We start from the raw sequence: 26,729 nt of genomic DNA on the forward strand, positions 1-26,729 counted from the left end.
GACATTAATTTGAACACACGAGCCGTGGATGAAAGTCCGCGGCTTTCTCATTTCGTGGCACGGGCGCGCCAGTTTCTCTCCCGGTACTCCGGGAGAGGTTAGGTGAGGGTGATTTCGAACTACTGACAGCTCTCGTTATTCGAAATCACCCTCACCTAACCTCTCCCATGAGTACATGGGAGAGGGACCGGAACACCCTTTCAGGATGACGAAGCACGCCGTTATTCTGTCATGTGCACAGGTTCGGACGGGATCGCTTCGATTTCTTGGCGATCTTGGCGGTTCAACTCCACTGCATTGAATGGCGCAGCGCCTTCTGCCGGTGCCCGTTGCGATCCACGGCACGCCGCTTATCATCCTCGACCTATGTCAGACCTCGTACCCGTCCGCCGTGCGTTGATTTCCGTCTCCGACAAGTCCGGTTTGGCCGAGTTCGCGACGGCGCTCGTGCGCGAGTTCAACGTTGAACTGATCAGCACCGGCGGCACGGCCAAGTTCCTGCGCGAGCAGGGGTTGGCCGTGGTGGACGTCTCCGAGGTCACCGGCTTCCCAGAAATGATGGACGGTCGGGTGAAGACCCTGCACCCCAAAATCCACGGCGGCCTGCTGGCGCTACGCGACAACGCCGAGCACGCCGCCGCGATGAAGGCGCACGACATCAAGCCGATCGACCTCGTCGTCATCAACCTCTATCCCTTCGAACAGACGATCGCCAAGCCCGGCGTGTCGTTCGAAGAGGCGATCGAGAACATCGACATCGGTGGGCCCAGCATGGTGCGCTCGGCGGCCAAGAACCACGGGTTCGTGCTCGTGGTCACCTCGCCCGATCGCTATGAGAAGGTGCTCGGCGACCTGCGCGAGCACAAGGGCAGCAGTTGCGGCAAACATCGCTTGAAGCAGGCGCAACGCGCGTTCGCCCATACCGCCGAGTACGACGCGAAAATCGCCGGCTACCTTGCGACGCAGGTGCCCGGGGCCGCCGAGTCACCCTTGGCATGGGCGGGCACCACGTTGCCCGGCGCGCTGTGCGGCAACTACGCGCGGCAGCAGTCGCTGCGCTACGGTGAGAACCCGCACCAGCCGGCGGCGCTGTACGTGAACGCGACGCACCCGGCCCGAGAGGCGTCAGTGGCGCGGGCGACGCAGCATCACGGGAAGGAACTGAGCTACATCAACCTGCTGGACGCCGATGCGGCCTTGTCGGTGGTGAAGGAATTTGCCCAGCCCGCCGCCTGCGTGGTGAAGCACGCCACCCCGTGCGGCGTGGGGGCGGCTGACGATCTGGCAACCGCGTTCGAGCGAGCCTACACGTCCGACCCGCTGGCTGCGTTTGGGGGCATCGTCGCGCTGAACCGACCCGTGGACGAGGCGACCGCGGCCCGCATTGTGGACGGGAATAAGTTCCTGGAGGTTGTGGTCGCCCCCGGGTACACGCCGGCGGCGCTGGAGACGCTGAAGGCCCGCTGGAAGAACGTGCGCCTGCTGGAGGTCGCCGGCTCGTTCACGCCCGACGCTGCGGAACTGTCGATGCACAACATCGTCGGTGGCATCCTCATTCAGGCGCGCGATCTGACGGGTCTGAACGAGTCCGATTGGAAGGTTGTTTCCAATCGCCAGCCCACCGCGGCCGAGCTGGACGACCTGCGGTTTGCCTGGCTGGCCTGCAAGCACGTGAAGAGCAACGCGATCGTCGTTGCCCGTGGCGGGGCGACCGTGGGCATTGGTGGCGGCCAGGTCGACCGCGTGAACGCCGCCCGCATTGCCATTACCAAGGCCGCCGACCGCGCTAAGGGCGCCGCCGCCGCCAGCGACGCGTTCTTCCCGTTCCCCGACGGTCCGGCCCTGCTGCTGGATGCCGGCGTAACCGCGATCATTCAGCCCGGCGGATCGGTGAAGGACAGCGAGACGATCGACCTCGTCAACGCCCGCGGGGCCACGCTGGTGCTGACCGGCCAGCGGCACTTCAGACACTAATAATTTGCAGTCGAGCGTCAGCATGAAGTTCGGTCCCTCTCCCACGTACTCACGGGAGCGGCCAGCCGACGCTGCCCGGTTGCTTCTTCTGTAGGACAGGCATTCCTGCCTGTCTCTCCCCCCGTGTTCTCTCTTCTGTGGCACAGGCATTCTTGCCTGTGTTTCTTCTGTCTTCCCTTTGCTGGTGGGACGGACATTCTTGTCTGTCTCTCTTTACGTGTTGCGCTTCCATAAATGCAAAAGAGACGCGAAGTCGCGAAGGCGCGAAGCAGGACGCGAAGAAATGCGGAGGGCGTTGCGCCGGTTCCACCTCAATCGCGCAGCGCGTCCGTAGAGATGGATAGCGTGCTCTTTGACAACCGAATAGCTGAGGTGTGAGCTGTCGTGGATCCTCGTCGCCATCACCCGATAGTGCAAAATGGTGCATAATGGTGCACGGATTCGCGTTTTGACTTACCCAGACCGCCGCCGTGAGACGAGTTCGCGCTACTCTCTCCGTCTTCCTTCGCGTCCTGCTTCGCGCCTTCGCGACTTCGCGTCTCTTTTGCATTTGTGGAAGCGCAACGCATAGAGAAAGCCAGACCACCTAGAAAGGCAAAGACAGGAAGAGACACAGGCAAGAATGCCTGTGCCACAGAAGAGAGGATACGGGGGGAGAGACAGGCAGGAATGCCTGTCCTACAGAAGACTTGGCGCCGAAGTCACGCTACGCCACGCCCGGCCCATCGGCTTTAGCAGTGGCTTGGGTGCGGGGGCTGAGCATGACTTGGCCGACGCGTTTCTGTTGCACGCTGACCACGCGGGCGGTGTAGTTGCCGATGGGGACGCTGTCGCCGGCCCGGGGCAGGCGGCCGAGTTCCTGCACGACATAGCCACCGACCGTGTCGACCCCGTCGGCGTCCAGTTCTTCCAGGCGCAGCCGCTCGCGAAGGGTGTGAAGTGGGAAGAGGCCGCTCACGCGGAAGTTCTCGCCTTCCATCACGAATTGGTCGGGCGCGACGGAATCGAACTCGTCCTCGATCTCGCCGACAATCTCCTCCAGCACGTCCTCCAGCGTCACGATGCCCTGCGTGGCGCCGTACTCGTCGACCACGATCGCCATGTGCACATGACCCGTCTGGAACTGCCGCAACAGCTTCGGCACGGCCAGCAGTTCGGGCACGAACAGCACGTCGCGCTTGATCTTTTGCAGATCGATATCACCGGCGCCGATGACGTGCACCGCCGAGCCCGGCAGGCCACCGGCGATGGCGATGGCCTCCCCGGTGGGGGTGTGTTCGTCGCTGAAGCGCAGCTTGCCGGGCACGAGCTTTAAGTGCGTGAACAGGTCCTTCATGTGGACCAGTCCGATGACGTGATCGATGTCGCCGTCGCACAACGGCAAGCGGGTGAAGGCCGATTTCTGGACGGTGCGGAGGATGTCGCCCAGCGGTTGGTTCAGCAGCAGGTAGTCGACCTGCGTGCGCGGCTGCATGATCTGGCGGGCCTTCAGGTCGTTGAACTCGAACGCGCGCGTGAGCACGCTCACGTTGCCCTCGGCAATGGCCCCGTGCGAGACCGCCTGTGCCAGCAGGCCGCGCAGCTCTTCCTCGGTGTGCGGCAGCACGCCGTGCCCTCCGTGGTCGATCTTGATGCCCGAGACGCGCAGCAACTGGTTGCTGGCGGCGTTCAGCAGCCAGATCAACGGGTAGAAGAGGTACGTGAAGACGACCAACGGCAGGGCAAGCACGGGGAGCAGTTTGTCCGGGTAGTAGATCGCCCAGTTCTTCGGCGCCACTTCGCCCACCACGACGTGCAATGCCGTGCTGATCGTAAGCGCGATGCCGATCGCCAATGCCGTGTGGGCACCGGGGCCGGGATCCGGAACGCCCATCTGATACAGAAGCGGATCGATCAGCGCCGCCAATGCTCGTTCGGTCACGGCGCCCAAGCCCAGGCTGGCGATCGTGATACCCAGCTGGCAGGTAGAGAGGTAGAGATCGAGGCGCTTCTTGATGTTCAGCGCCATGCGCGACAGTAGGCTGGTCTTGGCCGTCGCTTCCAGCCGCGACGCCCTGGCCCCCACCGCGGCAAACTCGGCGGCGACGAAATATCCGTTCAACCCCACCAACGCGAACGTGATGAGGATATTCCATGCAATGTCCACCGCGGCACGTTACCGGAGGCAGGCGGGTGGGGGAAGGGGAGAGGAGGTGAGGCGGGTTGAGAGGTGGCCGTTTCAAGGGCGACCCAGAACGTGAACTGTCATCCCGAGCGGAGCCTAAGGCGACGGGAGGGATCTCGAACGGCCGAGAATCGCTTGTCGAGTCGAGATCCCTCAGGTCGCCAAGGCTCCCATCGGGATGACTACTCACGCAACAAGCCGCCGGGAACGGTAGGGCCGGTCGTCACCTCACCGCGTCGGCCCGTGCGTATGCGAGGGATCGGTCAAACTCTCGTGGAACGCCGGGAGCTTCACCGTAAACGTCGTGCCCTCGCTCGGCGTGCTGGTGACGGCGATCGTGCCCTCGTGTTCCTCGACGATCTTCTTCGTCACCGCAAGGCCCAAACCCGTGCCGCGGTTGCCCTTGGTGCTGTGGAACAGCTCGAACATGTGGTTCATCATGCTCGGCGGAATTCCGGAGCCGTTGTCGATCACCTCGAGCGTGGTCGCCTTTTCCACCGGGTCGTACTTGCAGACGACGCGGATCAGCCCCTCCTGTGGGGTGACGGCGTCCATCGCGTTGCTCAGTAGGTTCATCACCACCTGGTGCATGCCGTCGGCGTCCAACGGCACCGCGGGCAGGGAAGGGTCGATGTCGGCGACGACCATCACGCCTTTTTCGTTGGCGGTGCCGGCGATCAGCTCGACGCATTCCTCGATCACCGTACGCGGGTTGATCGGCGACAGCTTCGGCTCGCGCTCGCGGCTGTAGGCGAGCAGGTTCATCGTTAAGTTGTAGATGCGCTCCAGGTTACGGTCGACGATGCGCCACCCCTTGGTGGCCTGAACGAGGTTGGATGCTTTGAAGCCCATCTCGACCACGTCGGCGCCGCCGCGCAACGCTTGCAGGATGTTCTTGATGCTGTGCGACAGCGCCGCGGTCGTCTCACCGATGGCGGCCAAGCGTTCGGCTTCCAAGCCTTGGCGGTAAAGCTTTGCGTTCTGGATCGCCAGGCCGGCCTGCAAACCGATGGTGGTCAGCAGGCGAAGCTGGTCGGGGGCGTAGGTGTAGTTCTTGACCGAGCTGTCGATGTAGATGACGCCGATGATCTCGTCGCCCGGTTCCTTTTCGGTCAGCTTGCGCGCCTTGATCGGCACGCAGAGCGCGCTGCGGATGCCTAAGTCGTGGACGCTCTTGCCCTTGCTGAACCGCCGATCGGCCATCGCGTTGCTCGACAGCACGCCTTCACCGTTGGCGATGACGTGGTTGATGATGGTCCGGCTGGCGTTGATCTTCTCGGGCACGGCCGGCTTACCGTCGGCGTCTTTTTTTGGACCGCCTTCATCGCGCACCCGCACCACGTGGGGCACGAGCTCGTTCTTCTTCGGGTCGATCAGCAGGATAATGCCGCGGTCGGCCTTCAGGTTCTCGAAGACCAGGTCCATGACCACTTCGAGCACCCGGTCGACGTTGAAGCTGCTGCCCAGGGCCGCGCCGAGTTGATACAGCACCTTCAGATTGGTGACGGCGGCGGCGGCGGGCTCGGGGACGGCCAAGACCAGGCTGTCGTCGCTGCTGGCGACGGCGTGCATGATCGCGCTCTCCATGCCCGCCTCTTCACCGGCCAGCGTCACGTTGCGCCCGCTGGCCTTGTTGATGCCCGGCGTGCCACCGAGCACCAGCAGCGTCCGGCCGACGCGGACTTGGTCGCCGATCTTCAGCGTGGCCTGACCGGTCACGCGGGCGCCGTTCACGTACGTGCCGTTCGCACTGCCGAGGTCCTTCAGCAGCCAATCGCCGCCCTGCGGGTGAATCTCGCAATGGCGGCGCGAGGCGGTGTTGTCCGTTAAAGGCAATTGCTTGCTGTCGCGACCGATGGGCGTCGGCGCGTCGGGCAGTTCGAATCGGCGGCCCTTGTCGGGACCCTGTAGGACGAGGAGCGTGAGCACAGTAGGTGAGTTGTACCCGCCGTCGGTAGGTCAGGGAAGTGGCGCGGGTAGCGTTGGCGCGTCGCGAATCGCGTTGCATTCACTGTTGTTTAGCCAGCAATGCGTACCGTGCCGACGAAAAAGTAAACCTTGCATCCGTCATCGGCGTAGTTATGATCGACGCCAAGTCGTGGCGCGTTCATGGGCTGAGCGCGTCGCACTGGTGATTCAAATATGAATGGGCACCCGTTTCGGATGGCGATGGATCGCCGGCGAACGGGCGTGATGACGGGTTGTGAAGGCCTGCCGTCGCGTAACGAATTCGGGGAAAGGCACGGAAGCCAATGGCCACTCGGCACTCGAGCGGGCGGATTTCGCAACTCTGGCAGGTCCCTCTTCTATTGTCATCGCTGGGCTTGTTCGGGTACGCCGCGTACCTGTTTATCGACCCGAAGACCGGTCCGACGGTAGCGGAAAAAATCGTCGATGCGCGCAATTTCGTGAAGGTCGGTCGCGCCGAGGCCGGCATCGAACATCTCAACAAACTGCTGGACAGTGGCAAGCTCGATCGCGAGCAGGAGAGCCAGGTCCACCTCGCGCTCGCCGCCGCCCTCGATGCGGCCCAAAAAGAAAACCGCATCAGCATCGCGGCCAACCACCTGCGCATCATCGAGCAGATCCGCATCGGCCTCGCCCAGGGTGCCAAGCCCGACGCCGACGTCTACAAGCGGCTCGGTGAAAGCTACGACGCGATCGATCGGCCGGCCGAGGCGCTCGATAGCTTCCGCAAGGCCATGACGCTCGACCCCGAGCGCTCGATCGCGCTACAGCGGAAGGTAATCGACCTCCAACTGTCGCGCAACGACGTCGGCCCAGCCGAGGCAGGATTGGATGAGTACCTGCGCGATGCGCGCCTCAGCGACGCCGAGCGCGCCTGGGCGATTGGTGAGAAGGCGCAGCTGCTGATCGACCGGCAGAACTACGCCGAAGCCAAGGCGCTGCTGGCGCAGAGCCTGAAGCTCGATTCGAATCCACTGAATCAGGGTCAGGTGAACTACCGCCTTGGCTACTGCGCCTGGCGCATGGGCGACAACGCCGAGGCCGAGCGCCTGATGCGCGTGGCGCGCGAGCAGTTCAAGAACCGCCACCCGTTGGACGCCGACGCCGCCTACGCACTGGGCAAGATCTACGAGAGCCGTGGCGATGCGAAGACCTCGGGCTCGTTCTTCCAGGACGTGCTGACGACGCACCCGGACGCGAAGATCGCGACGCTGGCACGGCTGGGCCGCGCCACCAGCCGCGTGCAGATCGGCTCGGACGACGCTGCCATGGTCGACCTGAAGGAACTGGTCGCCGAGGTGTCGACGAAGGAATCGCGCAAGCAGTACAGCGCCGCGGTCGTCGGCGGACTGAAGGACGCGTCGCTACTCCTGACGACGCGCGGCAAGCTGGAACTGGCGCTCGAGTCGCTCGCGTACGAGCAGGAACTGACGCCTGACCCGGCCCCGAGCTTCTTCTCGCGGCTGGCGGTCGTTTACGAGCGCCGGGCCGACCAGTTGGAACAGAGCGGCGCCCCCGGCAACGCGGCCGACCGCATCAAGAAGGCCCAGCAGGTGCGCGAGATGCGCACGAAGGCCGGCGACGCGTACGTCGCGTTCAGTCGGTCGCTGACGATCACCGATGACGGTGGCTACGGCGACGCGCTCTGGAAGGGCATCGAGCTGTACGACCGTGCCGCCAACCTGCAGAGCGTGATGTCGGCGCTGGACCTGTTCGTCGCAGAACGTCCGGAAGATGCGCTGGCGCCCGAGGCGCTGCGGCGGCTCGGCTTGGCATATCAGGCTGCGGGCATGTTCGACAAGGCGGTGGCAGCGTTCCAGCGCAACCAGTTCCGTTATCCGCAGTCGCTTGCGGCCAGCAAGAGCGCGGTGCCGCTGGCGCAAGCGTACGTGTCGAAGGGGCCTGATTCGTACAGCAAGGCCGAGAGCGTCCTTCGCAGTGTGATCGAGAACAACCCGCTGCTGACGCCGGAAGCCGAGGAGTTCAAGCAGGCGCTATTCGAGTTGGCGCAGCTGTACTACCGCACGAACCGCTTCGAAGAGGCCGTGTCGCGGCTCGAAGAATTGGTCGAGCGTTACCCAAACGAAAGCCGCATGGGCCAACTGCTGTTCCTGATGGGCGACAGCTATCGCAAGAGCGCCGCGTTGCTCGATGTGCGCCTGGCGCTCGCATCCACCGAAGCCCAACCCGCCGGCGGCACCGATGGCGCCGAGGCGGCCGCTGCGAAGCGCGATCGCCTGAGCAAGGCACGGCAGCTGTACGATCGCGTCGTCGACCTCTATCGCGCCAGCACTGCTCAGCAGGACGAGACCGACAAGCTCTACCTGAAGCTGGCCCACTTCTACCGCGCCGATTGCCTGTACGACCTCGGCAGCTACGACGAGGCCATTCGCGCTTACGACGCGGCCGCATTCCGGTATCAGGAAGACCCGTCGGCACTGGCGGCGTACGTGCAGATCGTCAACAGCTACTGTGCGCTGGGCAAGCTGGACGAAGCCAAGACCGCCAACGAACGAGCCAAGTGGCTGCTTCGCCGCATGCCGCAGGAATCGTTCACCGACGGCTCGTTCGCCATGCCCAAGGCCTACTGGGAACAGTGGCTGAAGTGGACCAGTACGGCTGGCATGTGGTGATTAGAAGAAGTGCGGAGTTCGGAGCGTGGATTGAAAGTCAGGAGCTGACCCTATGAGCGCGTTCGCCTCTTCAATCCGGAATCCGCAAGCCGACATCCGCACTAGTCCCGATTCTCCCGCCGCCGTTCTGGCGGCGTTGGACGGGCAGGTCGAGTGCTATCGCAAACTGTCGAAGCTGGCGGAACAGCAGCACGAACACGTGCAGATGAGTCGTGTGGAGGAGCTGTTGACTGTGCTGCAAAGGCGGCAGGACGTGCTCGACGAAGTGGCGACGCTCGAGAAGACCGTCGGCCCGGCCAAGCGGCAGTGGAGCGCGTTCATCGCAGGGCTGGACGCCGTCAACCGCAAGCGGGCCGAGTCGCAACTGGCCGAGACCCGAAAGCTGCTGGAAGCGATCACGCTCGCTGACCGGAACGATGCGCTGGTCCTGCAGCAACGCAAGCTAAACATCGGCCGGCAGTTGACGCAGGCCAGCGGTGCCAAGCAGGTCAACCGAAACATCGCCGCCGCCGCCTATGGCGCACGGCCAGCGCGCATGGACGTCACCAGATAGCAGGGACCGGACAAGCATGACGTTGACGGCCGACCATGATCTCTCCACCACCGCTCCCACCGCCGCCGACAATGCGCGCCGGATCGAGGAACTCGGGCGCATCATCATGGCCTACAGCGACGTCACCGAACGCCTGCAGGCGTCGCACGACCAACTGCTGCAAACGGTCGGCCTGCTACAGCAGGAACTGAGCGAGAAGAACCGCCTGCTAGAACGCAAGCAGCGACTGGCAGCGTTGGGCGAGATGGCCGCTGGGCTGGCACACGAGATTCGCAACCCGCTCGGCGGCATTCAGCTGTACGCGTCGCTGCTGGCGCGCGATGTGGAGGATCGGCCGGCGAGCCTGACGACGGTTCAGAAGATCTCGAAAGGCGTGAAGCACCTTGAGTCGCTCGTCGGCCAGGTGCTTCACTTCACGCGCGAGATGAACGCAAGCCCGGCGGCGATGGATCTGGCCGACGTGTTGCGAAACACAGTTGACCTCGCGTCGCCATCGGCCGAAGCGAAGTCGGCCCAAGTCACGTTGATCGGCCCCGACGCGCTACCGGTCATCGCCGACGCCACGCTAATTGGGCAGGCCGTGTTGAACCTGGTGCTGAACGCGGTGGATGCGATTGCCGACGGTGGGCGTGTGACGATCGAGTATTTCGCACCGCCGGCCGGTTCGACGGCACAGCAGTTTCACCTGATCGTGACCGATGATGGGCCGGGTATCCCCAGCGGCGCGATCGACAGCATCTTCAACCCGTTCTTCACCACGAAGGACACCGGGACGGGCCTTGGCCTGTCGATCGTGCATCGCGTCGTCGAAGCGCACGATGGGACGATCGTCGTAACGAATCTCGACAGCGTCGGAGCGCGGTTCGAGATCAGAATTTAGTTGGGAGAGAATGTGGCACGGATCTTAGTCGTCGACGATACCGAAATGATGCGGGACTCGCTCGCGAGCATCCTCGTGCGCGACGGTCACGAGGTGATCGCCGCAGCCGACGGGGCCGCCGCCATGTCGCGGCTGACCGGGCCGGCTCGGTTTGACCTCGTCATTACCGATCTGAAGATGCCCAAGCTGACCGGCACCGAACTGCTGGCCGAGGTGAAGAAGCTACGGCCGGACCTGCCCGTCGTCCTCATGACCGCCTTTGCCACCGTTCAGACGGCGGTAGAGGCGATGAAGCTGGGCGCGTACGACTACATCCAGAAGCCCTTCGACGGCGAGGAGATCCGCCTGCTGGTCGATCGCACGCTGGAGCACAGCCGGCTGATCCGCGAGAACCAGGCGCTGCGCACCATGACCGAGTCGCTGACGCCAAAGGCCCTGATCGGCGACAGCGTGGTGATGCAGCACGTGAAGTCGACCATCGAACAGGTCGCCAAGAGCAACGCCACTGTGCTGGTGCGCGGCGAGAGCGGCACGGGCAAGGAAGTCGTCGCCCGTGCCATTCACGCGGCGTCACCCCGCAAAGATCGGCCGTTCCTGGCCGTCAACTGTGCGGCGCTTAGCGAAAACCTGTTGGAATCGGAACTGTTCGGTCATGAAAAGGGCGCCTTCACCGGCGCCGATCGCCTGCGTCGCGGCCGATTTGAACTGGCCGACGGGGGCACGCTGCTGTTGGACGAGGTGAGCGAGATCGCGCCGGCGCTGCAGGCGAAATTGCTGCGCGTGCTGCAGGAAAGCACGTTCGAGCGCGTCGGCAGCAGCATGACGATCGGCGTCGACGTGCGCGTGATCGCGACTAGCAACCGCGACCTGGAGAAGGAAGTCGAAGAAGGGCGGTTTCGGCAGGATCTGTTCTTCCGCCTGAACGTCGTGCCGATCGAACTGCCACCCCTGCGCAATCGGCCGGACGACGTGCCCGACCTGGCCCGGCACTTTCTGTCGCTGGTGGCCAAGAAGGACCGCACGGCATTCCGGCACATCGAATCGGAAGCCGTACGACTGCTGCAAAAGTACCTGTGGCCCGGCAACGTGCGCGAGCTGCAGAACATCATGGAGCGCGCCAGCGTGTTGGAGACGGCCGTCGGGGTGATTCGGGCGGACACGATCGAGCCTTGGCTGAAGACGCGCCTCGCCCCGGTGGAAAGCGCCGCGGCGTCGCTCGCAGGCAAGCCGCTGGCGGATATCGAGAAAGAAATCATCCTCTCGACACTGCAGCAGTTTAAGGGTCACCGAATCAAGACGGCGAGCGCCCTGGGCATCGGCGTGCGTACGCTGGGCATGAAGCTGAAGAAGTGGAAGGACGACGGCGAACTGGTGGAGGCGTAGCGCGTCCAACGCGCAATAGCTGCCCGTGTTGCGCAGATGCTGCGCAACGGGCGCAACAACAGGACGTTTTTCCGCGGAAATCGGGCGATTTCGGACTGGCACGGTGTTTGAACTGAGGACCGAGTGATGTTCATAGATCGACTGCTCAACCAGGGTAACGCTCCGCTCCTCGAGCGCGTGCTGAATTTCACCTCGGCGCGGCAACGTTTGATCGGTGAGAACATCGCCAACCTCAGCACGCCGAACTACCGACAGAAGGATTTGTCGGTTCAAAAGTTCCAAGCCCTGCTGCGGGATCGGGTGGACGTGAAGAAGGCATCGGCCCCGGGCACCGTCGTCTTCCGCGACATCGACGCTGCGATCGAAGAACCCGACCGCGGCCTGCTGTTCCATGACGGCAACAACCGATCGGTCGAAGGGTTGATGACCGAGAACGCGAAGAACGCGCTTATGCATAACTTGGTGGTCGAACTGCTTCGCAAGCAGTACGGCGCGCTGGAGAGCGCGTTGAAAGAACGGGTCGGCTAGCGGCGGAGAGCTGATCTTCTGAAGGAGCCTTTATGTTCGACATGCTAGACATGGGTGCCAGCGGCCTGACGGCTCAGCGGACGCGCATGGACACGATTGCGGGGAACATCCTCAACGTGAACACGACGCGCAACGCCGCCGGTCAACCGATTCCGTACCGCCGCCGGTTCGTCATGTTCGCGCCCGGGCAGGCCGGCGACACGTCGAAGCCTGGCGTGCACGTGCAGGACATCAAGCTCGACGAGGCCCCCTTCGCCCGCCGGTTCAACCCCGGCCATCCCGATGCGAACAAGGAGGGTTACGTGCTCTACCCCAACATCGATCTGGCCACGGAACACGTGAACGCCTTGGAAGCCTCCCGCGCCTACGATGCCAACATCACCATGATTGAAACTGCCAAATCCATGTTCAACGCATCGCTGCGGTTGTTGGCTTGATTTGTCCGGAGTGAGTCGTGACAACGGCTAATCTTGACATCGAAGGCGAAGCGACAGTATTCAACAACTGACAACTGACAACTGACAACTGACAACTGACACCGTCCCCATGATCACCGGTCCAGACAGCAACCTCGCCCGCATTGCCACCTCGGGTGGCCCCCGTTCGATCGGAGCGCCACCGGCGCAGCCGGAGGGCGCCAGCTTTTCGGACGTGCTGAAGAACAGCATCGACGAGGTCTCGCGCCTGCAGCAGGATGCAAGTCAGGCAGTTCAGGATCTGGCCACCGGCAAGACCGAGAACCTGAACGGCGTGATGACCGCGATGGAAAAGTCCGAGATGGCGTTCAAGACGCTGCTGGCGATCCGCGCCAAGCTGATGGACGCCTACGACGAAGTTAAGAACATCAGCGTCTAATGCGACGTACTCAACCGTAGGATGACGGTTGCCCGCGCGCAACGTGCCGATTCGATCCGCACCGTTGGCCTTCCCACTTCAGTGGGGAGGGCACTTGGATCGAGTTGAACATGATCGACTCGGATGCGACACGATTTCGCGTCTTGCAATTGAACGGTTGAACTCGACAATCAGCGTTCAACAAACGTCCGGCGGAGCCGGGCGTACATCCAGAAGCCAGGGACGGCGGACATGGAATTTCTCAAATCCCAAGTTGCGCGCATCGGGCAGCAGTTGAATGGCCTCAACGCCAGTCAGAAGATGCTCGCCGGCGCGCTCGTGGTCATCATGGTCATGACGCTGCTCTACAGCGCCCGCTTTGCGGGCGTTGCCGAGTTGACGCCGTTGCTCGACCAGCCCCTCACCCAGGAAGAAATCGTTCGCATCACCAGCACGCTCGACGGTGGCGCGATCAACTACCAGGTCGCCGGCGATAAGATCCTGATCCCCACCGATCGCAAGTACCAGGTCATCGCGCTGCTCGGCTTCGAACAGAAGCTGCCCTCCAACACGGTCGCCGGCTTCGACCAGATGGTGAAGCAGATGAGCCCGTGGGACTCGCAGTCGATGACCGAGACGAAGTTCAACGAGTACCGCGCGACGACGCTCGGTCAGATCATCCGTGAGTTCCCCGGCGTGCGCAGCGCGATGGTGCTGGTCGACGTCAACAAGAAGCGGATCATCGGCCAGTCGTCACCGTCGTCGGCCACCGTGCAGATCACCACCAACAACCCGGGCCAGCAGGCGAACAAGAAGATGGTCGAGGCCGCCGCCGCGGTCGTCGCCGGCGCGCACGCGGGCATGCAGCGGGCGAACATCGTGGTCGTCGTCGACGGCGTCTCGCAACGCGTGGGCGACGCCAGCGATGAGGCCGGCCTGTCGGGCAGCGACATCCTCGACGCCATCGCCGCCAGCGAACGGTTCTACACACGAAAGATCATGGGCCAGATCGACTTCATGGACCCCAAGGTCTCAGTGACGGTCGAGCTCGAGACGAACTTCTCGCGCGAGCGCACGCAGGAGTACGACGCCAAGAAGACGTTCACGAAGCCGCTGGAAGAGAAGACGCGCACCGACGAGAGCGAGACGACCACGCCCACCATCGCCGAGCCAGGCGCCGTGCCCAACACCAGCATGTCGCTGGCCGGGCCAGCCAGCGGCGGTGGCACGTCGACCAGCACGAACGAGGAGAACACGAAGCATGCGCAGTACCCCACGCTGCGCGAGGCCAACACCGTGAAACCCGCCGGCAAGGCGACCGTGGTGGCGGCCAGCGTGCGCGTGCCGCGCAGCTACTTCGCCAAGATCTGGATGGCCGCCAACCCCGGCGGCAAGGAGCCCACGGACGCCGTCATCGAGGCCATGGCCAATGCGGAATTTCCTAAGATCCGCGCCGACGTCATGATGTGCACGAACCTGAAGGACCCGGAGTCGGTCAGCGTTGAGATCTACACCGACGCGCTTCCCATCCTGACCAACGGCGGCGCCCAGCTGGCCGCCACCGGCACCGGTAGCCTGGCCGCGGGCGTCGGCAGTTATGCGAAGGAGATCGCGATCGGCGTGTTGGCGCTGGTCAGCCTGTTCATGGTCACCAGCCTCGTGAAGAAGAGCACGCCCACGACCGTTACGCTGGGCCCGATCGAGGCCGATCTGCCCACGCAGTTCCCCCCTGGCGAACTGATGGCCGGCGAGGCCAGCGAGAGCGAGCAGCTGCTCGACGGCATGGAGCTGGACGACGACGCCGTCCGCGCCCAGCAGATGCTCGACCAGGTCAGCAACATGGTGAAGGAAAACCCCGAAGGTGCCGCGTCGCTCGTGAAGCGCTGGATGAACAGAACGTAAGGAAATCCGCGCTGCCGGCCCCATGTTGCCCAGCTGCGGGCAACTGGTCATTCAGCATTCATTATCTGGCATTTGGCATTCGTACTCATGGCCTCCTCATCTGACATCAACGGCGTTCGCAAGTCCGCCATTCTTTTGCTCTCGTTACCGCAGGACGAGGCCGCGGAGATCCTCAAACGCCTGCCGCCCGATGCGGTGGAAGAGGTCAGCCGCGAGATCGCGTCGATGGGCGAGATCGGTATGAACACGCGCAAGGATGTGTTCAACGAGTTCTACACCGTCGCGCTGGCCAACACGTACGTTGCCGAGGGCGGCTTGGAGTACGCCAAGGCGCTGCTGCGCAAGTCGCTTGCGCCGGAGGATGCCGAGAAGGCGATCAAGCAGGTCACGCAGCAGGTCGCGACGACGCCCTTCAGCTTTCTGCAGAAGGCCGAGAGTGAGAACCTGCTGACGTTCATTCAGGACGAGCACCCGCAGACGATCGCGCTCATCCTCGCGCACCTGCCGAGCCAGAAGGCATCGGAAATCCTGGTGGGCTTGGCCAGCCAGAAGCAGGTGGAGGTGGTAAAGCGCATCGCCAACATGGAGCAGACCAACCCCGAGGTGATCAAGGAGGTCGAGCGCGGCCTGGAGCATCGCCTGAGCGACATCGTCAGCCAGACCTTCGAAAAGGCCGGCGGCGTCGACACGGTCGCCGAGATCCTGAACCTTGCCGACCGCAGCACTGAGAAGGGCATCATGGAAGGCCTGGAGGCCGAGGACCCGGACCTGGTCGAGCAGATCCGCCGGCTGATGTTCGTGTTCGAGGACATCCTGCTCGTGAACGACAAGGGCATCCAGAGCGTGCTGAAAGAGGTCGACAACGAGGAACTGTCGCTGGCGCTGAAGACGGCGAGCCAGGAGCTGAAGGACAAGATCTTCAAGAACATGTCCGAGCGCGCGGCCCAACTGATTCAAGAGGACATGCAGTACATGGGCCCCGTGCGCGTGAGCGACGTGGAGACCGCGCAGCAGAAGATCGTCGACATCGTTCGCCGCCTCGAAGACAGCGGCGAGATCATCATCGCCGGCCGCGGTGGCGAGTCGTCGATGGTGGTTTGATGGACATTGCCGAATGCCAATTGCCGACCGCCGAATGCTAGCAGTCGCAATTGTCTTGGATTCGGCAATCGGCATTTGGCAATCGGCATTCTCCAATGGGCCTGATCAAATCCACACACGCGCCGCCGACCATGTCGACGTTCTCGATGCGCGACGTGGAGGCCCATGCCAAGTCGATCCTGATCCGCGCGCAGCAGCAGGCCGACGCGCTGCTGGCGAGCGCGCAGGGTGAGGCGGCGTCGATGCGCGACACGGCGTGCCACGAGGGGTTCGTCGCCGGTCATGAAGCCGGCACGGCCGAGGGGCTTGCGCAGGGGACGAAACAGGGGCTGGAACAGGGTGCCGCTGCGGCGCTGGCGGAACATCGAGCGGCGCTGACGGCGGCGCTGAACGCACTGACGACCGCGATGGCCGAGATTGACGCATCGCAACGCGCGATGGAGACGGAGGCGCTGCGCGACGTGATCGAATTGGCCACCGCCATCGCCCGCCGGGTAACGAAACGGCAAGCGATGCTTGATCCTGAGGTGCTGCTGGCCAACCTGAACGAGGCAATGAAGCTCGTGGTGCAGGCGTCCGACCTGCGCGTCGCGATCAATCCCGCCCAACGGGCGACGCTGGACGCCGCCATTCCGCAACTGGGCATCGAGTGGCCATCGCTTGCCCACGCCACCATCGTCGACGATCCCTCGCTATCGCCCGGCGGCGTCCGCGTCTTCACACGGCAGGGGCGCGTAGAGGCGGACATCGACGGCCAACTTGAACGCGTCATCAACGAACTGCTGCCCGAGCCGAAACCAGACGCGGCCACGGGGGCAGCATGAGCCTATTGGCCGCCCAGATCGACGCGGTGGAAAACGCCATGCCGTTCCGCGTGGTTGGGCGCGTGCAGGCGATCTCCGGTCTTACCATCGAAGCGTGCGACCTCGCGCTGCCGCTCGGCAGCCTGTGCCGTATTCATAGCCTTGGTGGCAAGTCGAGCGTCGCGGAGGTGATCGGCTTCCAATCCGACCGCACGCTGCTGCTGCCACTCAGCACGATGGCCGGTGTCGCGCGCGGCGACACGATCGAGAACATCGCTGCAGCCCCGCGCATCTGGTGTTCGGAGGAACTGCTGGGGCGCGTGATCAATGGCCTTGGCGAGCCGATCGACGGCAAGGGACCGTTGCCGCTCAGCGAGTCGCGGCGCATCGATCAACCCTCCGTCGCCGCGCTCGATCGAGACAACATTCGCTCTGCCATCACCACTAGCGTCCGCTGCATCGATGGCCTGCACACCTGCGGTCTGGGCCAGCGCATGGGCATCTTCAGCGGGCCGGGCGTGGGCAAATCGACCCTGATGAGCCAGATCGCCAAGAACACGTCCGCCGACGTGTCGGTGGTGGCGCTGATCGGCGAACGTGGCCGTGAAGTGCAGGAGTTTCTGGAGAACAGCCTTGGGCCCGATGGGCTGCAGCGCTGCGTCGTCATCGTCTCCACGAGCGACGATGCGCCGATGTTGCGCGTGCGTGCCGCCAAGGTCGCCTGCACGGTCAGCGAGTTTTTCCGCGATCGCGGCCGGCACGTGCTGCTGCTAATGGATTCGCTGACGCGCATGTGTCAGGCCCAGCGCCAGATTGGACTGGCTGCCAAGGAACCACCTGCGACAAAGGGCTTTCCGCCGAGCGTGTTCGCGCTGTTGCCGCAGATCCTGGAGCGGGCCGGCAAGACGCACGTCGGCAGCGTCACGGGGTTCTATACGGTGCTGGTGGAAGGTGACGACTTCAATGAACCGATCCCGGACGCCGTGAAGGGCATTACCGACGGCCACCTGTGGCTCAGCCGTTCGCTGGCCAACAAGGGGCACTTCCCCGCCATCGACGTGCTCCAGAGCATCAGCCGTGTGCGAAGCGACGTGGCCGAGAAGGATCACGTGCGTGCCGCGCGTAGGGTGCTCTCGCTGACGGCCGTCTATCAGGAGATCGAGGACCTCGTGAACATCGGCGCGTACGTGCCGGGGGTGAACCCGGAGTTCGACCTGGCGGTGCAGAGCCGCCAGAAGATCGTCTCGTTCCTTCAGCAGGAGTCGGCCTCGCCGACCACGCTGGAGCAAGCGAAGAAGAACACGATTGACCTTTCGGCGTGGATCGACCAGATGGAGAAGGCGTTGCGCGCGGCGACGGCGAGCAAAGGAAAGGCGGCCGTGGTGCGGTGATGCTCTCCGGTCCCTTTTCCGGTACGCCGGGAGGGGGGACAAATGCGGCTCCCGAAGCCGTGAAATGTTATGGCCAAGTTCACCTTCAACCTCGACGGCGTCCTGCGGCAGCGCGAGCATGTCGAGAAGGAACGGCAACGCGACTTCGCGGTCGTGCAGCAGGAGCTGACGCAGCTTCAGGCCGACCTGCGCGAACTGGACGGCGTGCAACAGTCGGCCACCGATGACCTGCGTAATAACCGGCTCGTGGGGCACGTCGACCTGGCGTTCCTGGCAGCACATCGGCGGTTCATGTTTGCCATGCAGCGCAAGGGCATGGGCATCGTGCAACGCATCGCGCTGGCCCAGCGGAAGGTCGACGACGCCCGCGCCGCGCTCGCCGAGGCCGCCAAGGCGCGCAAGGCTATCGAGAAGCTGCGCGATAACCGCTACGAACAATGGCGGCGCGCCGAGGCGAAGAAGGAGGCCGATGCGCTCGACGAGGCCGGCATGCAGCTCAGCTACTACCACAACGATGAACCGCAGGTGACGACGCCATGAAGAAACTGCTCAACGCCATCCTGTTCGTCCTGGCGATCAACCTCCTCGTGCTGCTGGGCGGCGTCGGTTACCTCGTGCAGACCGGCAAGCTGGACAAGGAAAAGGCGTTGGCGATCAAGGAACTGATCTTTCCTGAGCCGCAACCGGAAACCGCCACCACACAGCCGGTCGAACAGCCCACCTCGCGACCGACGGCTCGGCTCGACGAACTGCTGGCCAAGCGCACCGGCATGACCACCGGCGAGCAGGTCGACTACCTCCAGCAGACGTTCGACGCCCAAACCACACAGCTGGAACGTCGCCGGCGTGAGCTGGACGATTTGCAACGGCAGGTGGAGCTGGCCAAGGCGCAGGTCGCGCGCGATCGAGTAACGCTCGACGCCGATCGTGCCGCGCTCGCCACTGAGCGAGAGGAAGCGCAACGGCTCGAGTCCGACCAGGGCTTTCAGGACAGCCTCGCGATGTACCAGACCATGCCGGGCAAGCAGGTCAAAACGATCTTCATGACGTTGGAGGATGAGATCGTCATTCGTTACCTGCAGGCAATGGGGCCGGCCGGCGCGAAGAAGATTCTGAAGGAATTCAAAACGCCAGAAGAAGTTGGCCGCGTTCAGTCGATTATGGAAAAGATGCGATTGGCTGAAGCATCGGTGAAGGAATAGGCAGCGATGACACACGCGGGTTTGAAGGTCGAGCTACGTCCGGTCCAATCACCAGCGGCCCGCCTTGGCGCCCGCCAGCCCGCGGGCAAGTCCGATTTCTTCAGCGAGCTGTCGCAGGCACGCCGAGAGGCCCCGCAGGAGCCCGCGAAGACTTCACCGAAGAAGGCGGAGCGCGAATCGCAGTCCGCCGACTCGGCCGCGTCGCGAGCGGACGTGAAAGCGGATCGCGCTCGTTCATCGCGACGCGAAGAATCCGAGGCGGCAGCCGAATCCATCGAACCCACCGCGGATAATGCCGAACTTGATGCGCCTGACGAGGTCGCCGTCCAATCGGAGGACGATCTGACCAAGGACGAACAAGCCCCGGGCGAAGAGGCCGCGGAAGAGGAAAGCGACGAACCCTCCGATGCAGCATTGAACGCCGCCGCCGCACTGCAAGCCGCGCCCGTGGTGATGGACGAACAGTCGGCGGAACTCGGCGATTCGGCCGAGCCAGAAGGCGGCGCGGCGCAGCGTCCCGTAATCGCGGCTGCGGTTGTAAGTACGGCGGGCCAGGCGGAGGATGACCAAGCGACAACGCAGGATGCCGTCGCGCCCGACGACGCTGTCGGGGTGCCGGCCGACGTGCTGGCGGGCTTGGAATTGGGAGACGAAGCGGTGCTGGAAGTGGCGCCCGAACGAGCTCCGCTGCACCGGGGGACGCGTCAGTCGCACGCCGGAGGCGCAGAAGTTGCCGACGCCACCGAGCAGCCTGCGATCGCTGGCAAGCCGTTGAATGCGGAGATGCAAGCGATTGTCGATCCCACAGCCATGGCCGTTGATGGTCAAGCTTCACCGACTGGCACAGCCGCTCAACTGCCGTCGACATTCGACCTTCCCGACGGCATCAACACGCTGCTGAACAGCTCGCCGACGCCGCGCGCGGCCCAGGTCGATGCGACCGTCATACCGGCCGCCGCGCAGCGATCCGCGGAAGCGCAGTTTGCCGAGGCGAATCACGCGAAGATCGTGAGCGGCGTCAACGGCCAACTGACGAGCAACGGTGGATCAATGCAACTCCGGCTGGACCCGCCGCACCTTGGTCCGCTGGCGGTGTCCGTCCACATGCGGGACGGCGTGGTCACCGCATCGTTCGAAACGCAGAACGACGACGCGACCAAGCTGCTCAGCCACAGCCTTGGCCAACTGAAGTCTGCCCTCGAAGCGCAGGGCATTTCGGTCGATAAGCTGCAGGTGCAACAGGCTCCGAAGGATCAGCAGGCCAGCGATAAGCAGAACGATTCGCGCCAGAACCAGCAGGGCCTTCGCGATGGCCCCGCCGAGGATCAACAGCAACAGAAGCAACGCCAGGAAATGCTCCGCCGGATGTGGCAACGCGTGAATGGCGATCCGATCGATCTCGTGGCTTGATCTGACCACTGATACTCAACTGTGATAGATGACGAGGCCGGCGCGATGCGCCGGCCTCTTTGTTGCGCGAGCGCCCGTGATGGCGCGCAATGCGCAGCTTCGGCGCTTCGACAGCGCAACATCGCGCGTCCCCAATCTTACCCATCTTCCATGTTGTACGGCGGACTATTTGTGGGTCGAACTTTAAATGTATGAGCACCCCGATCTCTGGCATCGCTTCGTCCCAGACTGCGGATGGGAACTCGGTCAAGAAGGGCTACGGCCTGAAGACCGAGGACTTCATCAAGATGATGATCACCCAGCTTCAGAACCAGGACCCGATGGAGCCGGCCAAGAACGGTGAGCTGCTGCAGCAGATGTCGCAGATCGGCCAGCTCGAGTCGTCGACCGCGTTGCAGGAAAACCTGAAGACGATGGTCGTGCAGAACCAGATCGGCTCGGCCGCGGGGTTGATCGGCAAGAAGGTCGGTGGCCTTGGCAGCGACGACAAGCCACTCGAGGGCACCGTGAGCTCCGTCAAGGTCACCAGCGACGGCGTCTCGCTCGAGCTGGACAACGGTTACACGCTGCCCTTGGCTCGCGTCACCGACATTGCCACCGACGGCGCGTCGAACTAGCGCCAACAGACTGGCACGCTTGATCAAGCGCACGCGGACGCATTAGCGACTCGAAGACGAAGGAACACATCAGATGGCATTGACCAGCACGCTTTTCACTGGCCTTTCGGGGCTCGACGTCAACCAGACGCGCCTGAACGTGGTCGGAAACAACATCGCCAACGTGAACACGGTTGCGTTCAAGGGCAGCCGGGCGATCTTCAAGCCGCAGTTCTACGTTACCGATGGCGCCGGCACGCCGCCCGACGCGCAGTTCGGTGGTGTGAACCCCAGCCAGCGCGGCCTGGGCGCCGTGGTCGCGTCGATCGAGAAGAACTGGACGCCCGGCTCGCTCGAGCCCACCGGTAAGAACACCGACATGGGCATCGACGGTGAGGGCTTCTTCATCGTGCAGGGCAAGGAACAGATGTTTACGCGCGACGGCTCGTTCAAGCTGAACGCCGACAACCAGCTCGTCACCAGCGCCGGTGATTACGTGCAGGGCTTCGGCGTGGACGCCGACGAGAACATCATCCCCGGCCAGCTGCAGCGCCTTGAGATTCCCGTCGGTGGCCTGACCAAGGCGCGGGCGACGGAGAACGTGAACCTGATCGGCAACCTGAAGGCCGACGGCCCGGTCGCGGCCGGCGCAAGCATTCTGAATAGCCCGCCATTGACGATTCGTGCCGGTGCGGTTGGCGCGGGCACTGCGCCGACCGCAACCACACCGTTAACGGATCTGGCGCTGGCGTCCGATCCTGCGACGGCGTTGTTCGCGGGCACGGAGATGCTGACGCTGAGCGCGAAGAAGGGCGGCCGCAGCCTGCAGACCGGGTCGCTCGACACCGCCGGCATGACGGTCGCCGACCTGCAGAACTACATGCGTTCCAGCTTCCAGATCGACACGACCGTGCCCACCGTGGCCGGCACGCCGGCGGCGGGCGGGTCGCTGTTGACGCTCGGCACTGACCCGGCGGGCAGCGCGCGGTTGTCGTTCGTCGGCAACACCGGAAAGGAGAACGCGCTGGCGATCACCGGCGCTGGCCTTGGCACGAATGCCGGCACCGCGCCGATCTCGTTCACCGACGGCACCGACGGCACCTACACCAGCGACCCCACCGGTGAAAGCGTCCACACCAGCTTCATCGTCTACGACTCGCTCGGCACGGCGCTGAACGTCGACGTGACGGCCGTGCTGGAATCGAAGTCGGACGCGGGCAACACGTGGCGCATCTTCGCCAGCAGCCGCGACGACACCGACACCGCCGCCCCCGTCAGCGCCACCAACAATGGCGCGCTGCTGGGCAACGGCACGCTCACGTTCGACAAGGACGGTAAGCTGATCGAAAGTACCGGCACCACGCTCACGGTCGACCGCACCGCCACCGGCGCGGGCTCGCCGGTGACCTTCGCGCTCGGGCTCGAGGGCGTCTCGCAGCTATCGGACACAACCGGCCAATCGGATCTGAAGGCCAGCGACCAGGACGGCCGCGAGATCGGCAGCTTGAGCGGCTATTCGGTGGGCGCCAACGGCACGATCACCGGCACGTTCACCAACGGCCTGACGCAGGCGCTGGGCCAGGTCGCCGTCGCCACGTTCAACAACCCCTTGGGCCTCGAGGACAAGGGCGGCAACATGTACATCACCGGCGCCAACAGCGGCGTGCCGATCATCGGCAGCCCGTTGACCTTGGGCGCGGGCGCCGTGCGATCGGGATCGCTGGAACTAAGCAACGTCGATCTGTCGGAGGAGTTCATCAACATGATCATCTCCAGCACGGGCTTCTCGGCGTCCAGCCGGGTCATTACGACGAGCGACCAATTGATTCAGGAATTGTTGAACGCCGCCCGATAACCTATTTAGCAGTAGGCTTGCCCATCGTCTTCTCCGCGTTTCGGGGAGAGAGACGATGGGCAAGCCCATCGCTAAACCAAAGAGGCCGGGTCGAGGATCGACCCGCGCGAGACAGGGACACTGAAAGGCAGGATGCCGCAATGATCACCCTCACCCGTCTGAACGGCCAGCAATTCATCATGAACGCCGAGAAGATCCGCTACGTCGAGGCGACGCCCGACACGGTGATCTGTGCCGATACCGGCGAAAAGCTGATGGTGAAGGAAACGCTAAAGGAAGTCATGCAGCGCGCGATCGACTACGCGCGGGTCATCCGTCGACCCATCACGGACTAGCGCAATAACTGCCGAACTAAAACGGAAAGCGCTACTAGATAGATCATCGTCCGATCATCCACTGCACTAACCGGCACAGATTGCCGATACATCCATAGATGATGTGTCGGCTCGCGCCATTTCTGGCGCGGGTCTGCGCCCAACGAAGGGTTGATCCAAGATGGCCGAAGAAGCAAAGAAAAAGCCCGACGCCGCTCCCGCAGGTGACAAAGGGGGCGAGAAGGACGGTCACGGCGCCAAGAAGGCCGGTGGCATCGCTGCGCTGCTCGGGAAGACCCCGGTCATGCTCGGCGGCATCATGCTGCTGGAAGCAGTCGTGCTCTTCGCGGGGTTCAAATTCATTGGAGGCGGGGCCCCTCGGTCGGCGGCCGGAGCGGAACTGGTCGCGGTTGAAGGTGAACACGGCGCGGCGGCCGGTGACGGTCACGGTGGTGGCACCGGGGCGGCGATCGACAAGCGCAAGGCGGCGGAGGTTCAGGTACTGGACATCAAGGCGCCCAACAAACTGTCGGGCCGCACGTTCCTGTACGACGTCAGCATCTTCGTCTCCACGCGCGCCGAGCATCAGGAAGCCGTGCAGGCGACGATCAAGGAGCGAGAGGCCTTGATAAAAGACCGCGTCCGCACCATTATTGCTCAGAGCGATCCGGAAAAACTAGGTGGCGGCTCCGAACCCGGGCTCGAGACGCTGCGTAGACAGGTTAAGTACCAGCTGGACGAGATCGTCGGTGAAGGATTGATCGACGAAGTGCTCGTTCCACGCTGCATCCCGTATCGCACCGACTACTGATTCACCGCCTGGCAGGACGCCGGCGGGTGAATCGCCTCTGAGGCAGGATGCCGACGAGGGCGCGACCCGCACCGGGACTGCCAAGGATGGTGACGAATGGCTGAGACCGATCCCACCTCGCCGGGCGCTGCGCCCGAACCCACCAACGCCGTCGATGCCGACCTTGCCGCCGCACTTGCGGGCGCCGTCGATCCGTCGGCCGACCAGCAGTCCATCGACGACCTCCTTCAGTCTGCCAGCTTCGAGGACCCCAGCGCGGTTGAGGGCGCGTCCGTCCCTGCCGACGTCAACGAGTACAAGCTGCCGAACTTCTCGCAAGTGGTGACCGATGCGCAGGTCTCCAGCATCGATCTGCTGCGCGACGTCGAGCTGAACGTGAAGATCGAGCTCGGCCGGTCGCAGATGCTGGTCGAGGACGTGCTGAAGCTGGCCGAGGGATCGGTGGTTGAACTGGACAAGCTGGCCGGCGACCCGGTCGACGTCTTCGTGAACGACCGGTTGATCGCCCGCGGCGAAGTGCTGGTGCTGAACGACAACTTCTGCGTGCGCGTCAACGAGATCGTCGCCGGCGCCAAGGAAGAGGGGCTGTGATCGGTTCGTGCCGACATCTGCGACATCGCGGGCGCATCGCGCTGCTTCTGCTGGCGATGGCCGCCGCTGAAGGTTCGTTCGCAGCCCACCTGCTGGCCCAGCCAGTTCCCGCCAATTCGCCTGCCGACGTCACCCAACCCCTCGTCCTCGCGCCGGCCGAGGAAAGCGCCTACTCGGGCACGATGCTGCGCCGGTCACGCGCGCCCGGTGAGAAAGACGCGGCCTCCACTGACGACACAACGGCGGTGGCGGCCGCGCCTGATACAGGCTTTGGCACCGCACGGCTGATCATGTCGCTGGGGCTCGTGCTGGCGATCATCTTTGTGCTGAAGCACTTCGGGCAGCGCTGGTTCGTGCCGGGTGCGGTGAAGGGTGGATCGAAGACGGTCGAAACGCTATCGCGTTCCATCATCGGCCCCCGGCAGCACGTGCTGCTGATCCGCGTCGGTCGCCGGCGGGTCTTGGTCGTCGCCGACAGTGGCGGGAAGCTGTCGCAGTTGGATCAGATCACCGACGCCGACGAGATCGCGGAGCTAACTGCCCAGGTCCGCACCGACAAGCTCGGCCCCGCCAGCACGGCTTTCGCCGGCCTGTTCGGCAAGAGCGCCGAGAAGTTTGAGAACATCGGCCCAGATAAGCGCGAGGACAAGGAAGACTTGGTCGACCCGGAAATGGTCGACACATCGGTTGCGGTCACGCAGAGCGAACTTCAGGGTTTGTTAGAGAAGGTTCGCGGCGTGTCGAGCCGGATGGGCAGATAGATACTTCCGGTCCCTCTCCCATGTACTCAAGGGAGAGGTTAGGTCAGGGTAATTTCGAACTGCTGAAAGTCTCTCGGCAGTACGAATCACCATCACCTAGCCTCTCCCGGAGTACCGGGAGAGGGACCGGACGCGACTGAATGATGCGTGAGCAGGATGCTCGCGTTGGAACGACCGGGGAAGAACGTCATGAGCACGGATGCTCTATCGATCGTCTCGCGCTGGCGCGCCTGGCTGTGGTGCGCCGTCATCGTACTCTCGTCGGTCACGCCCGCGTTTGCCCAGCAGATCCCGCCGAATCCCACGCCCGGCGAACCGTTCATCGCGCCAACGTCGGTGGATGGGGGCCCGAATGCCGCGGTCGATCTTCCTGCCAATTCGCCGTTCAACCTGAACGGCAAGCTGCCGGACATCAGCTCGCCCGAGAACTTCTCGGCGGCGATGCAGATGATCATCCTGCTCACGGTGCTGTCGTTGGCGCCGGCGATCCTGATCATGATGACCAGCTTCACGCGCATGATCATCGTGCTGTCGCTCTTGCGGCAGGCGCTGGGCACGCAGTCGTTGCCGCCGAACCAGATCCTGATCGGGCTGGCGATGTTCATGACGTTCCTGGTGATGGGCCCCACGATGCAGAAGATCAACGAGACGGCGCTGCAGCCCTACATGGACGGGCAGATGGATCAGAAGACCGCGCTCAGCCGCGCGGTGGTGCCGATGCGCGACTTCATGATCAAGCAGATCGTCGCAGCGGATAACGATGCCGACGTCGATCTGTTCGCCGACTTCGCCGGTAAGCCGCGCGCGGAAAGCTGGGACGACGTCGGCACGATGACGCTCATCCCTGCCTTCGTCTTAAGCGAACTGAAGACGGCGTTCATCCTCGGCTTCAAGGTGTACCTGCCGTTCCTGATCATCGACATGGTCATCTCTACGGTCCTCATCAGCATGGGCATGATGATGCTGCCGCCGGCCATGATCTCGTTGCCATTTAAGCTGTTGCTGTTCGTTTTGGTCGACGGTTGGCACTTGATTACGCAACGGCTAATGGGTAGTTTCGTCGCATAAGTTTTCA

General features: G+C 63.7%; 24 protein-coding genes. 22 read left to right on the forward strand and 2 right to left on the reverse strand.

The window, feature by feature from the left end; all coding sequences use genetic code 11:
* Positions 1-366 precede the first annotated feature (366 nt).
* The gene (gene purH, locus VGN72_13840; protein ID HEV7300444.1) at positions 367-1,974 is read left to right on the forward strand and encodes a bifunctional phosphoribosylaminoimidazolecarboxamide formyltransferase/IMP cyclohydrolase; all 1,608 of its coding nucleotides are present in this window, start codon (positions 367-369) and stop codon (positions 1,972-1,974) included.
* 706 nt (positions 1,975-2,680) lie between these two features.
* Here the strand turns inward: purH and VGN72_13845 are convergent.
* The gene (locus tag VGN72_13845) at positions 2,681-4,120 is read right to left on the reverse strand and encodes a hemolysin family protein (protein ID HEV7300445.1); all 1,440 of its coding nucleotides are present in this window, start codon (positions 4,118-4,120) and stop codon (positions 2,681-2,683) included.
* A gap of 246 nt (positions 4,121-4,366) precedes the next feature.
* Positions 4,367-6,067 (reverse strand): ATP-binding protein, encoded by a 1,701-nt coding sequence (locus VGN72_13850; protein ID HEV7300446.1) that lies wholly within the window; start codon positions 6,065-6,067, stop codon positions 4,367-4,369.
* A gap of 323 nt (positions 6,068-6,390) precedes the next feature.
* Between VGN72_13850 and VGN72_13855 the strand changes: the two genes are divergently transcribed.
* The 21 genes from VGN72_13855 to fliP all read left to right on the forward strand — a co-directional run bounded on the left by VGN72_13855 (position 6,391) and on the right by fliP (position 26,722).
* Positions 6,391-8,739, forward strand: a complete 2,349-nt coding sequence (locus VGN72_13855; GenBank protein HEV7300447.1) for a tetratricopeptide repeat protein — start codon at positions 6,391-6,393, stop codon at positions 8,737-8,739.
* Positions 8,740-8,791: 52 nt separating this feature from the next.
* Complete coding sequence (locus VGN72_13860) at positions 8,792-9,292, forward strand: hypothetical protein (protein HEV7300448.1); 501 nt, start codon at positions 8,792-8,794, stop codon at positions 9,290-9,292.
* 16 nt (positions 9,293-9,308) lie between these two features.
* Positions 9,309-10,172 carry an ATP-binding protein gene (locus VGN72_13865; protein ID HEV7300449.1) on the forward strand — a complete coding sequence of 288 codons (864 nt, stop codon included), beginning with the start codon at positions 9,309-9,311 and terminating at the stop codon, positions 10,170-10,172.
* A 12-nt stretch (positions 10,173-10,184) separates the two neighbouring features.
* Complete coding sequence (locus VGN72_13870) at positions 10,185-11,555, forward strand: sigma-54 dependent transcriptional regulator (protein ID HEV7300450.1); 1,371 nt, start codon at positions 10,185-10,187, stop codon at positions 11,553-11,555.
* A 126-nt stretch (positions 11,556-11,681) separates the two neighbouring features.
* Positions 11,682-12,083, forward strand: coding sequence for a hypothetical protein (locus tag VGN72_13875; protein ID HEV7300451.1), 402 nt, complete (start codon positions 11,682-11,684; stop codon positions 12,081-12,083).
* Between the two features lie 32 nt (positions 12,084-12,115).
* On the forward strand, positions 12,116-12,520 hold the full coding sequence (flgC, locus tag VGN72_13880) for a flagellar basal body rod protein FlgC (GenBank protein HEV7300452.1): 405 nt from the start codon (positions 12,116-12,118) through the stop codon (positions 12,518-12,520).
* A 109-nt stretch (positions 12,521-12,629) separates the two neighbouring features.
* The gene (gene fliE, locus VGN72_13885) at positions 12,630-12,938 is read left to right on the forward strand and encodes a flagellar hook-basal body complex protein FliE (GenBank protein ID HEV7300453.1); all 309 of its coding nucleotides are present in this window, start codon (positions 12,630-12,632) and stop codon (positions 12,936-12,938) included.
* 231 nt (positions 12,939-13,169) lie between these two features.
* Positions 13,170-14,819 carry a hypothetical protein gene (locus VGN72_13890; protein HEV7300454.1) on the forward strand — a complete coding sequence of 550 codons (1,650 nt, stop codon included), beginning with the start codon at positions 13,170-13,172 and terminating at the stop codon, positions 14,817-14,819.
* Between the two features lie 87 nt (positions 14,820-14,906).
* Positions 14,907-15,920, forward strand: coding sequence for a flagellar motor switch protein FliG (gene fliG, locus VGN72_13895; protein ID HEV7300455.1), 1,014 nt, complete (start codon positions 14,907-14,909; stop codon positions 15,918-15,920).
* Positions 15,921-16,015: 95 nt separating this feature from the next.
* The gene (locus VGN72_13900) at positions 16,016-16,744 is read left to right on the forward strand and encodes a FliH/SctL family protein (GenBank protein HEV7300456.1); all 729 of its coding nucleotides are present in this window, start codon (positions 16,016-16,018) and stop codon (positions 16,742-16,744) included.
* A complete protein-coding gene (locus tag VGN72_13905; protein HEV7300457.1) occupies positions 16,741-18,114 on the forward strand; it encodes a FliI/YscN family ATPase in 1,374 nt (457 codons plus the stop codon). Before VGN72_13900 ends, VGN72_13905 begins: the two co-directional genes overlap by 4 nt.
* Positions 18,115-18,183: 69 nt before the next feature.
* On the forward strand, positions 18,184-18,654 hold the full coding sequence (gene fliJ, locus VGN72_13910) for a flagellar export protein FliJ (GenBank protein HEV7300458.1): 471 nt from the start codon (positions 18,184-18,186) through the stop codon (positions 18,652-18,654).
* Positions 18,651-19,316: a hypothetical protein gene (locus tag VGN72_13915; protein HEV7300459.1), complete on the forward strand. Its 666-nt coding sequence runs from the start codon at positions 18,651-18,653 to the stop codon at positions 19,314-19,316. The genes fliJ and VGN72_13915 overlap by 4 nt, the downstream gene beginning before the upstream one ends.
* Before the next feature lie 6 nt (positions 19,317-19,322).
* Positions 19,323-20,726 (forward strand): flagellar hook-length control protein FliK, encoded by a 1,404-nt coding sequence (locus VGN72_13920; GenBank protein HEV7300460.1) that lies wholly within the window; start codon positions 19,323-19,325, stop codon positions 20,724-20,726.
* Between the two features lie 191 nt (positions 20,727-20,917).
* Positions 20,918-21,343, forward strand: a complete 426-nt coding sequence (locus VGN72_13925; GenBank protein ID HEV7300461.1) for a flagellar hook capping FlgD N-terminal domain-containing protein — start codon at positions 20,918-20,920, stop codon at positions 21,341-21,343.
* A gap of 73 nt (positions 21,344-21,416) precedes the next feature.
* Entirely contained in the window at positions 21,417-23,177 is a 1,761-nt protein-coding gene (locus VGN72_13930; GenBank protein ID HEV7300462.1) for a flagellar hook-basal body complex protein, read from the forward strand.
* Positions 23,178-23,317: 140 nt separating this feature from the next.
* A complete protein-coding gene (locus VGN72_13935) occupies positions 23,318-23,512 on the forward strand; it encodes a flagellar FlbD family protein (protein HEV7300463.1) in 195 nt (64 codons plus the stop codon).
* A gap of 160 nt (positions 23,513-23,672) precedes the next feature.
* A complete protein-coding gene (locus VGN72_13940; protein ID HEV7300464.1) occupies positions 23,673-24,302 on the forward strand; it encodes a hypothetical protein in 630 nt (209 codons plus the stop codon).
* Between the two features lie 96 nt (positions 24,303-24,398).
* Positions 24,399-24,893 carry a flagellar motor switch protein FliN gene (gene fliN, locus VGN72_13945; GenBank protein HEV7300465.1) on the forward strand — a complete coding sequence of 165 codons (495 nt, stop codon included), beginning with the start codon at positions 24,399-24,401 and terminating at the stop codon, positions 24,891-24,893.
* Positions 24,890-25,654, forward strand: coding sequence for a flagellar biosynthetic protein FliO (locus VGN72_13950; protein HEV7300466.1), 765 nt, complete (start codon positions 24,890-24,892; stop codon positions 25,652-25,654). Before fliN ends, VGN72_13950 begins: the two co-directional genes overlap by 4 nt.
* Positions 25,655-25,843: 189 nt before the next feature.
* On the forward strand, positions 25,844-26,722 hold the full coding sequence (gene fliP, locus VGN72_13955; GenBank protein ID HEV7300467.1) for a flagellar type III secretion system pore protein FliP: 879 nt from the start codon (positions 25,844-25,846) through the stop codon (positions 26,720-26,722).
* Positions 26,723-26,729: the final 7 nt, after the last annotated feature.

Source organism: Tepidisphaeraceae bacterium (assembly GCA_035998445.1).
Lineage (GTDB): Bacteria > Planctomycetota > Phycisphaerae > Tepidisphaerales > Tepidisphaeraceae > DASYHQ01.

What these genes read in the sequence shown, in the direction of transcription:
- purH (HEV7300444.1), top strand. Translation starts at nt 367, where the DNA reads ATGTCAGACCTCGTACCCGTCCGCCGTGCGTTGATTTCCGTCTCCGAC.
- fliP (HEV7300467.1), top strand. Translation starts at nt 25,844, where the DNA reads ATGAGCACGGATGCTCTATCGATCGTCTCGCGCTGGCGCGCCTGGCTG.
- fliN (HEV7300465.1), top strand. Translation starts at nt 24,399, where the DNA reads ATGGCTGAGACCGATCCCACCTCGCCGGGCGCTGCGCCCGAACCCACC.
- VGN72_13860 (HEV7300448.1), top strand. Translation starts at nt 8,792, where the DNA reads ATGAGCGCGTTCGCCTCTTCAATCCGGAATCCGCAAGCCGACATCCGC.
- VGN72_13940 (HEV7300464.1), top strand. Translation starts at nt 23,673, where the DNA reads ATGGCCGAAGAAGCAAAGAAAAAGCCCGACGCCGCTCCCGCAGGTGAC.
- VGN72_13865 (HEV7300449.1), top strand. Translation starts at nt 9,309, where the DNA reads ATGACGTTGACGGCCGACCATGATCTCTCCACCACCGCTCCCACCGCC.
- VGN72_13890 (HEV7300454.1), top strand. Translation starts at nt 13,170, where the DNA reads ATGGAATTTCTCAAATCCCAAGTTGCGCGCATCGGGCAGCAGTTGAAT.
- VGN72_13920 (HEV7300460.1), top strand. Translation starts at nt 19,323, where the DNA reads ATGACACACGCGGGTTTGAAGGTCGAGCTACGTCCGGTCCAATCACCA.
- VGN72_13935 (HEV7300463.1), top strand. Translation starts at nt 23,318, where the DNA reads ATGATCACCCTCACCCGTCTGAACGGCCAGCAATTCATCATGAACGCC.
- VGN72_13930 (HEV7300462.1), top strand. Translation starts at nt 21,417, where the DNA reads ATGGCATTGACCAGCACGCTTTTCACTGGCCTTTCGGGGCTCGACGTC.
- VGN72_13875 (HEV7300451.1), top strand. Translation starts at nt 11,682, where the DNA reads ATGTTCATAGATCGACTGCTCAACCAGGGTAACGCTCCGCTCCTCGAG.
- fliJ (HEV7300458.1), top strand. Translation starts at nt 18,184, where the DNA reads ATGGCCAAGTTCACCTTCAACCTCGACGGCGTCCTGCGGCAGCGCGAG.
- flgC (HEV7300452.1), top strand. Translation starts at nt 12,116, where the DNA reads ATGTTCGACATGCTAGACATGGGTGCCAGCGGCCTGACGGCTCAGCGG.
- VGN72_13900 (HEV7300456.1), top strand. Translation starts at nt 16,016, where the DNA reads ATGGGCCTGATCAAATCCACACACGCGCCGCCGACCATGTCGACGTTC.
- VGN72_13905 (HEV7300457.1), top strand. Translation starts at nt 16,741, where the DNA reads ATGAGCCTATTGGCCGCCCAGATCGACGCGGTGGAAAACGCCATGCCG.
- VGN72_13915 (HEV7300459.1), top strand. Translation starts at nt 18,651, where the DNA reads ATGAAGAAACTGCTCAACGCCATCCTGTTCGTCCTGGCGATCAACCTC.
- VGN72_13925 (HEV7300461.1), top strand. Translation starts at nt 20,918, where the DNA reads ATGAGCACCCCGATCTCTGGCATCGCTTCGTCCCAGACTGCGGATGGG.
- fliG (HEV7300455.1), top strand. Translation starts at nt 14,907, where the DNA reads ATGGCCTCCTCATCTGACATCAACGGCGTTCGCAAGTCCGCCATTCTT.
- fliE (HEV7300453.1), top strand. Translation starts at nt 12,630, where the DNA reads ATGATCACCGGTCCAGACAGCAACCTCGCCCGCATTGCCACCTCGGGT.
- VGN72_13855 (HEV7300447.1), top strand. Translation starts at nt 6,391, where the DNA reads ATGGCCACTCGGCACTCGAGCGGGCGGATTTCGCAACTCTGGCAGGTC.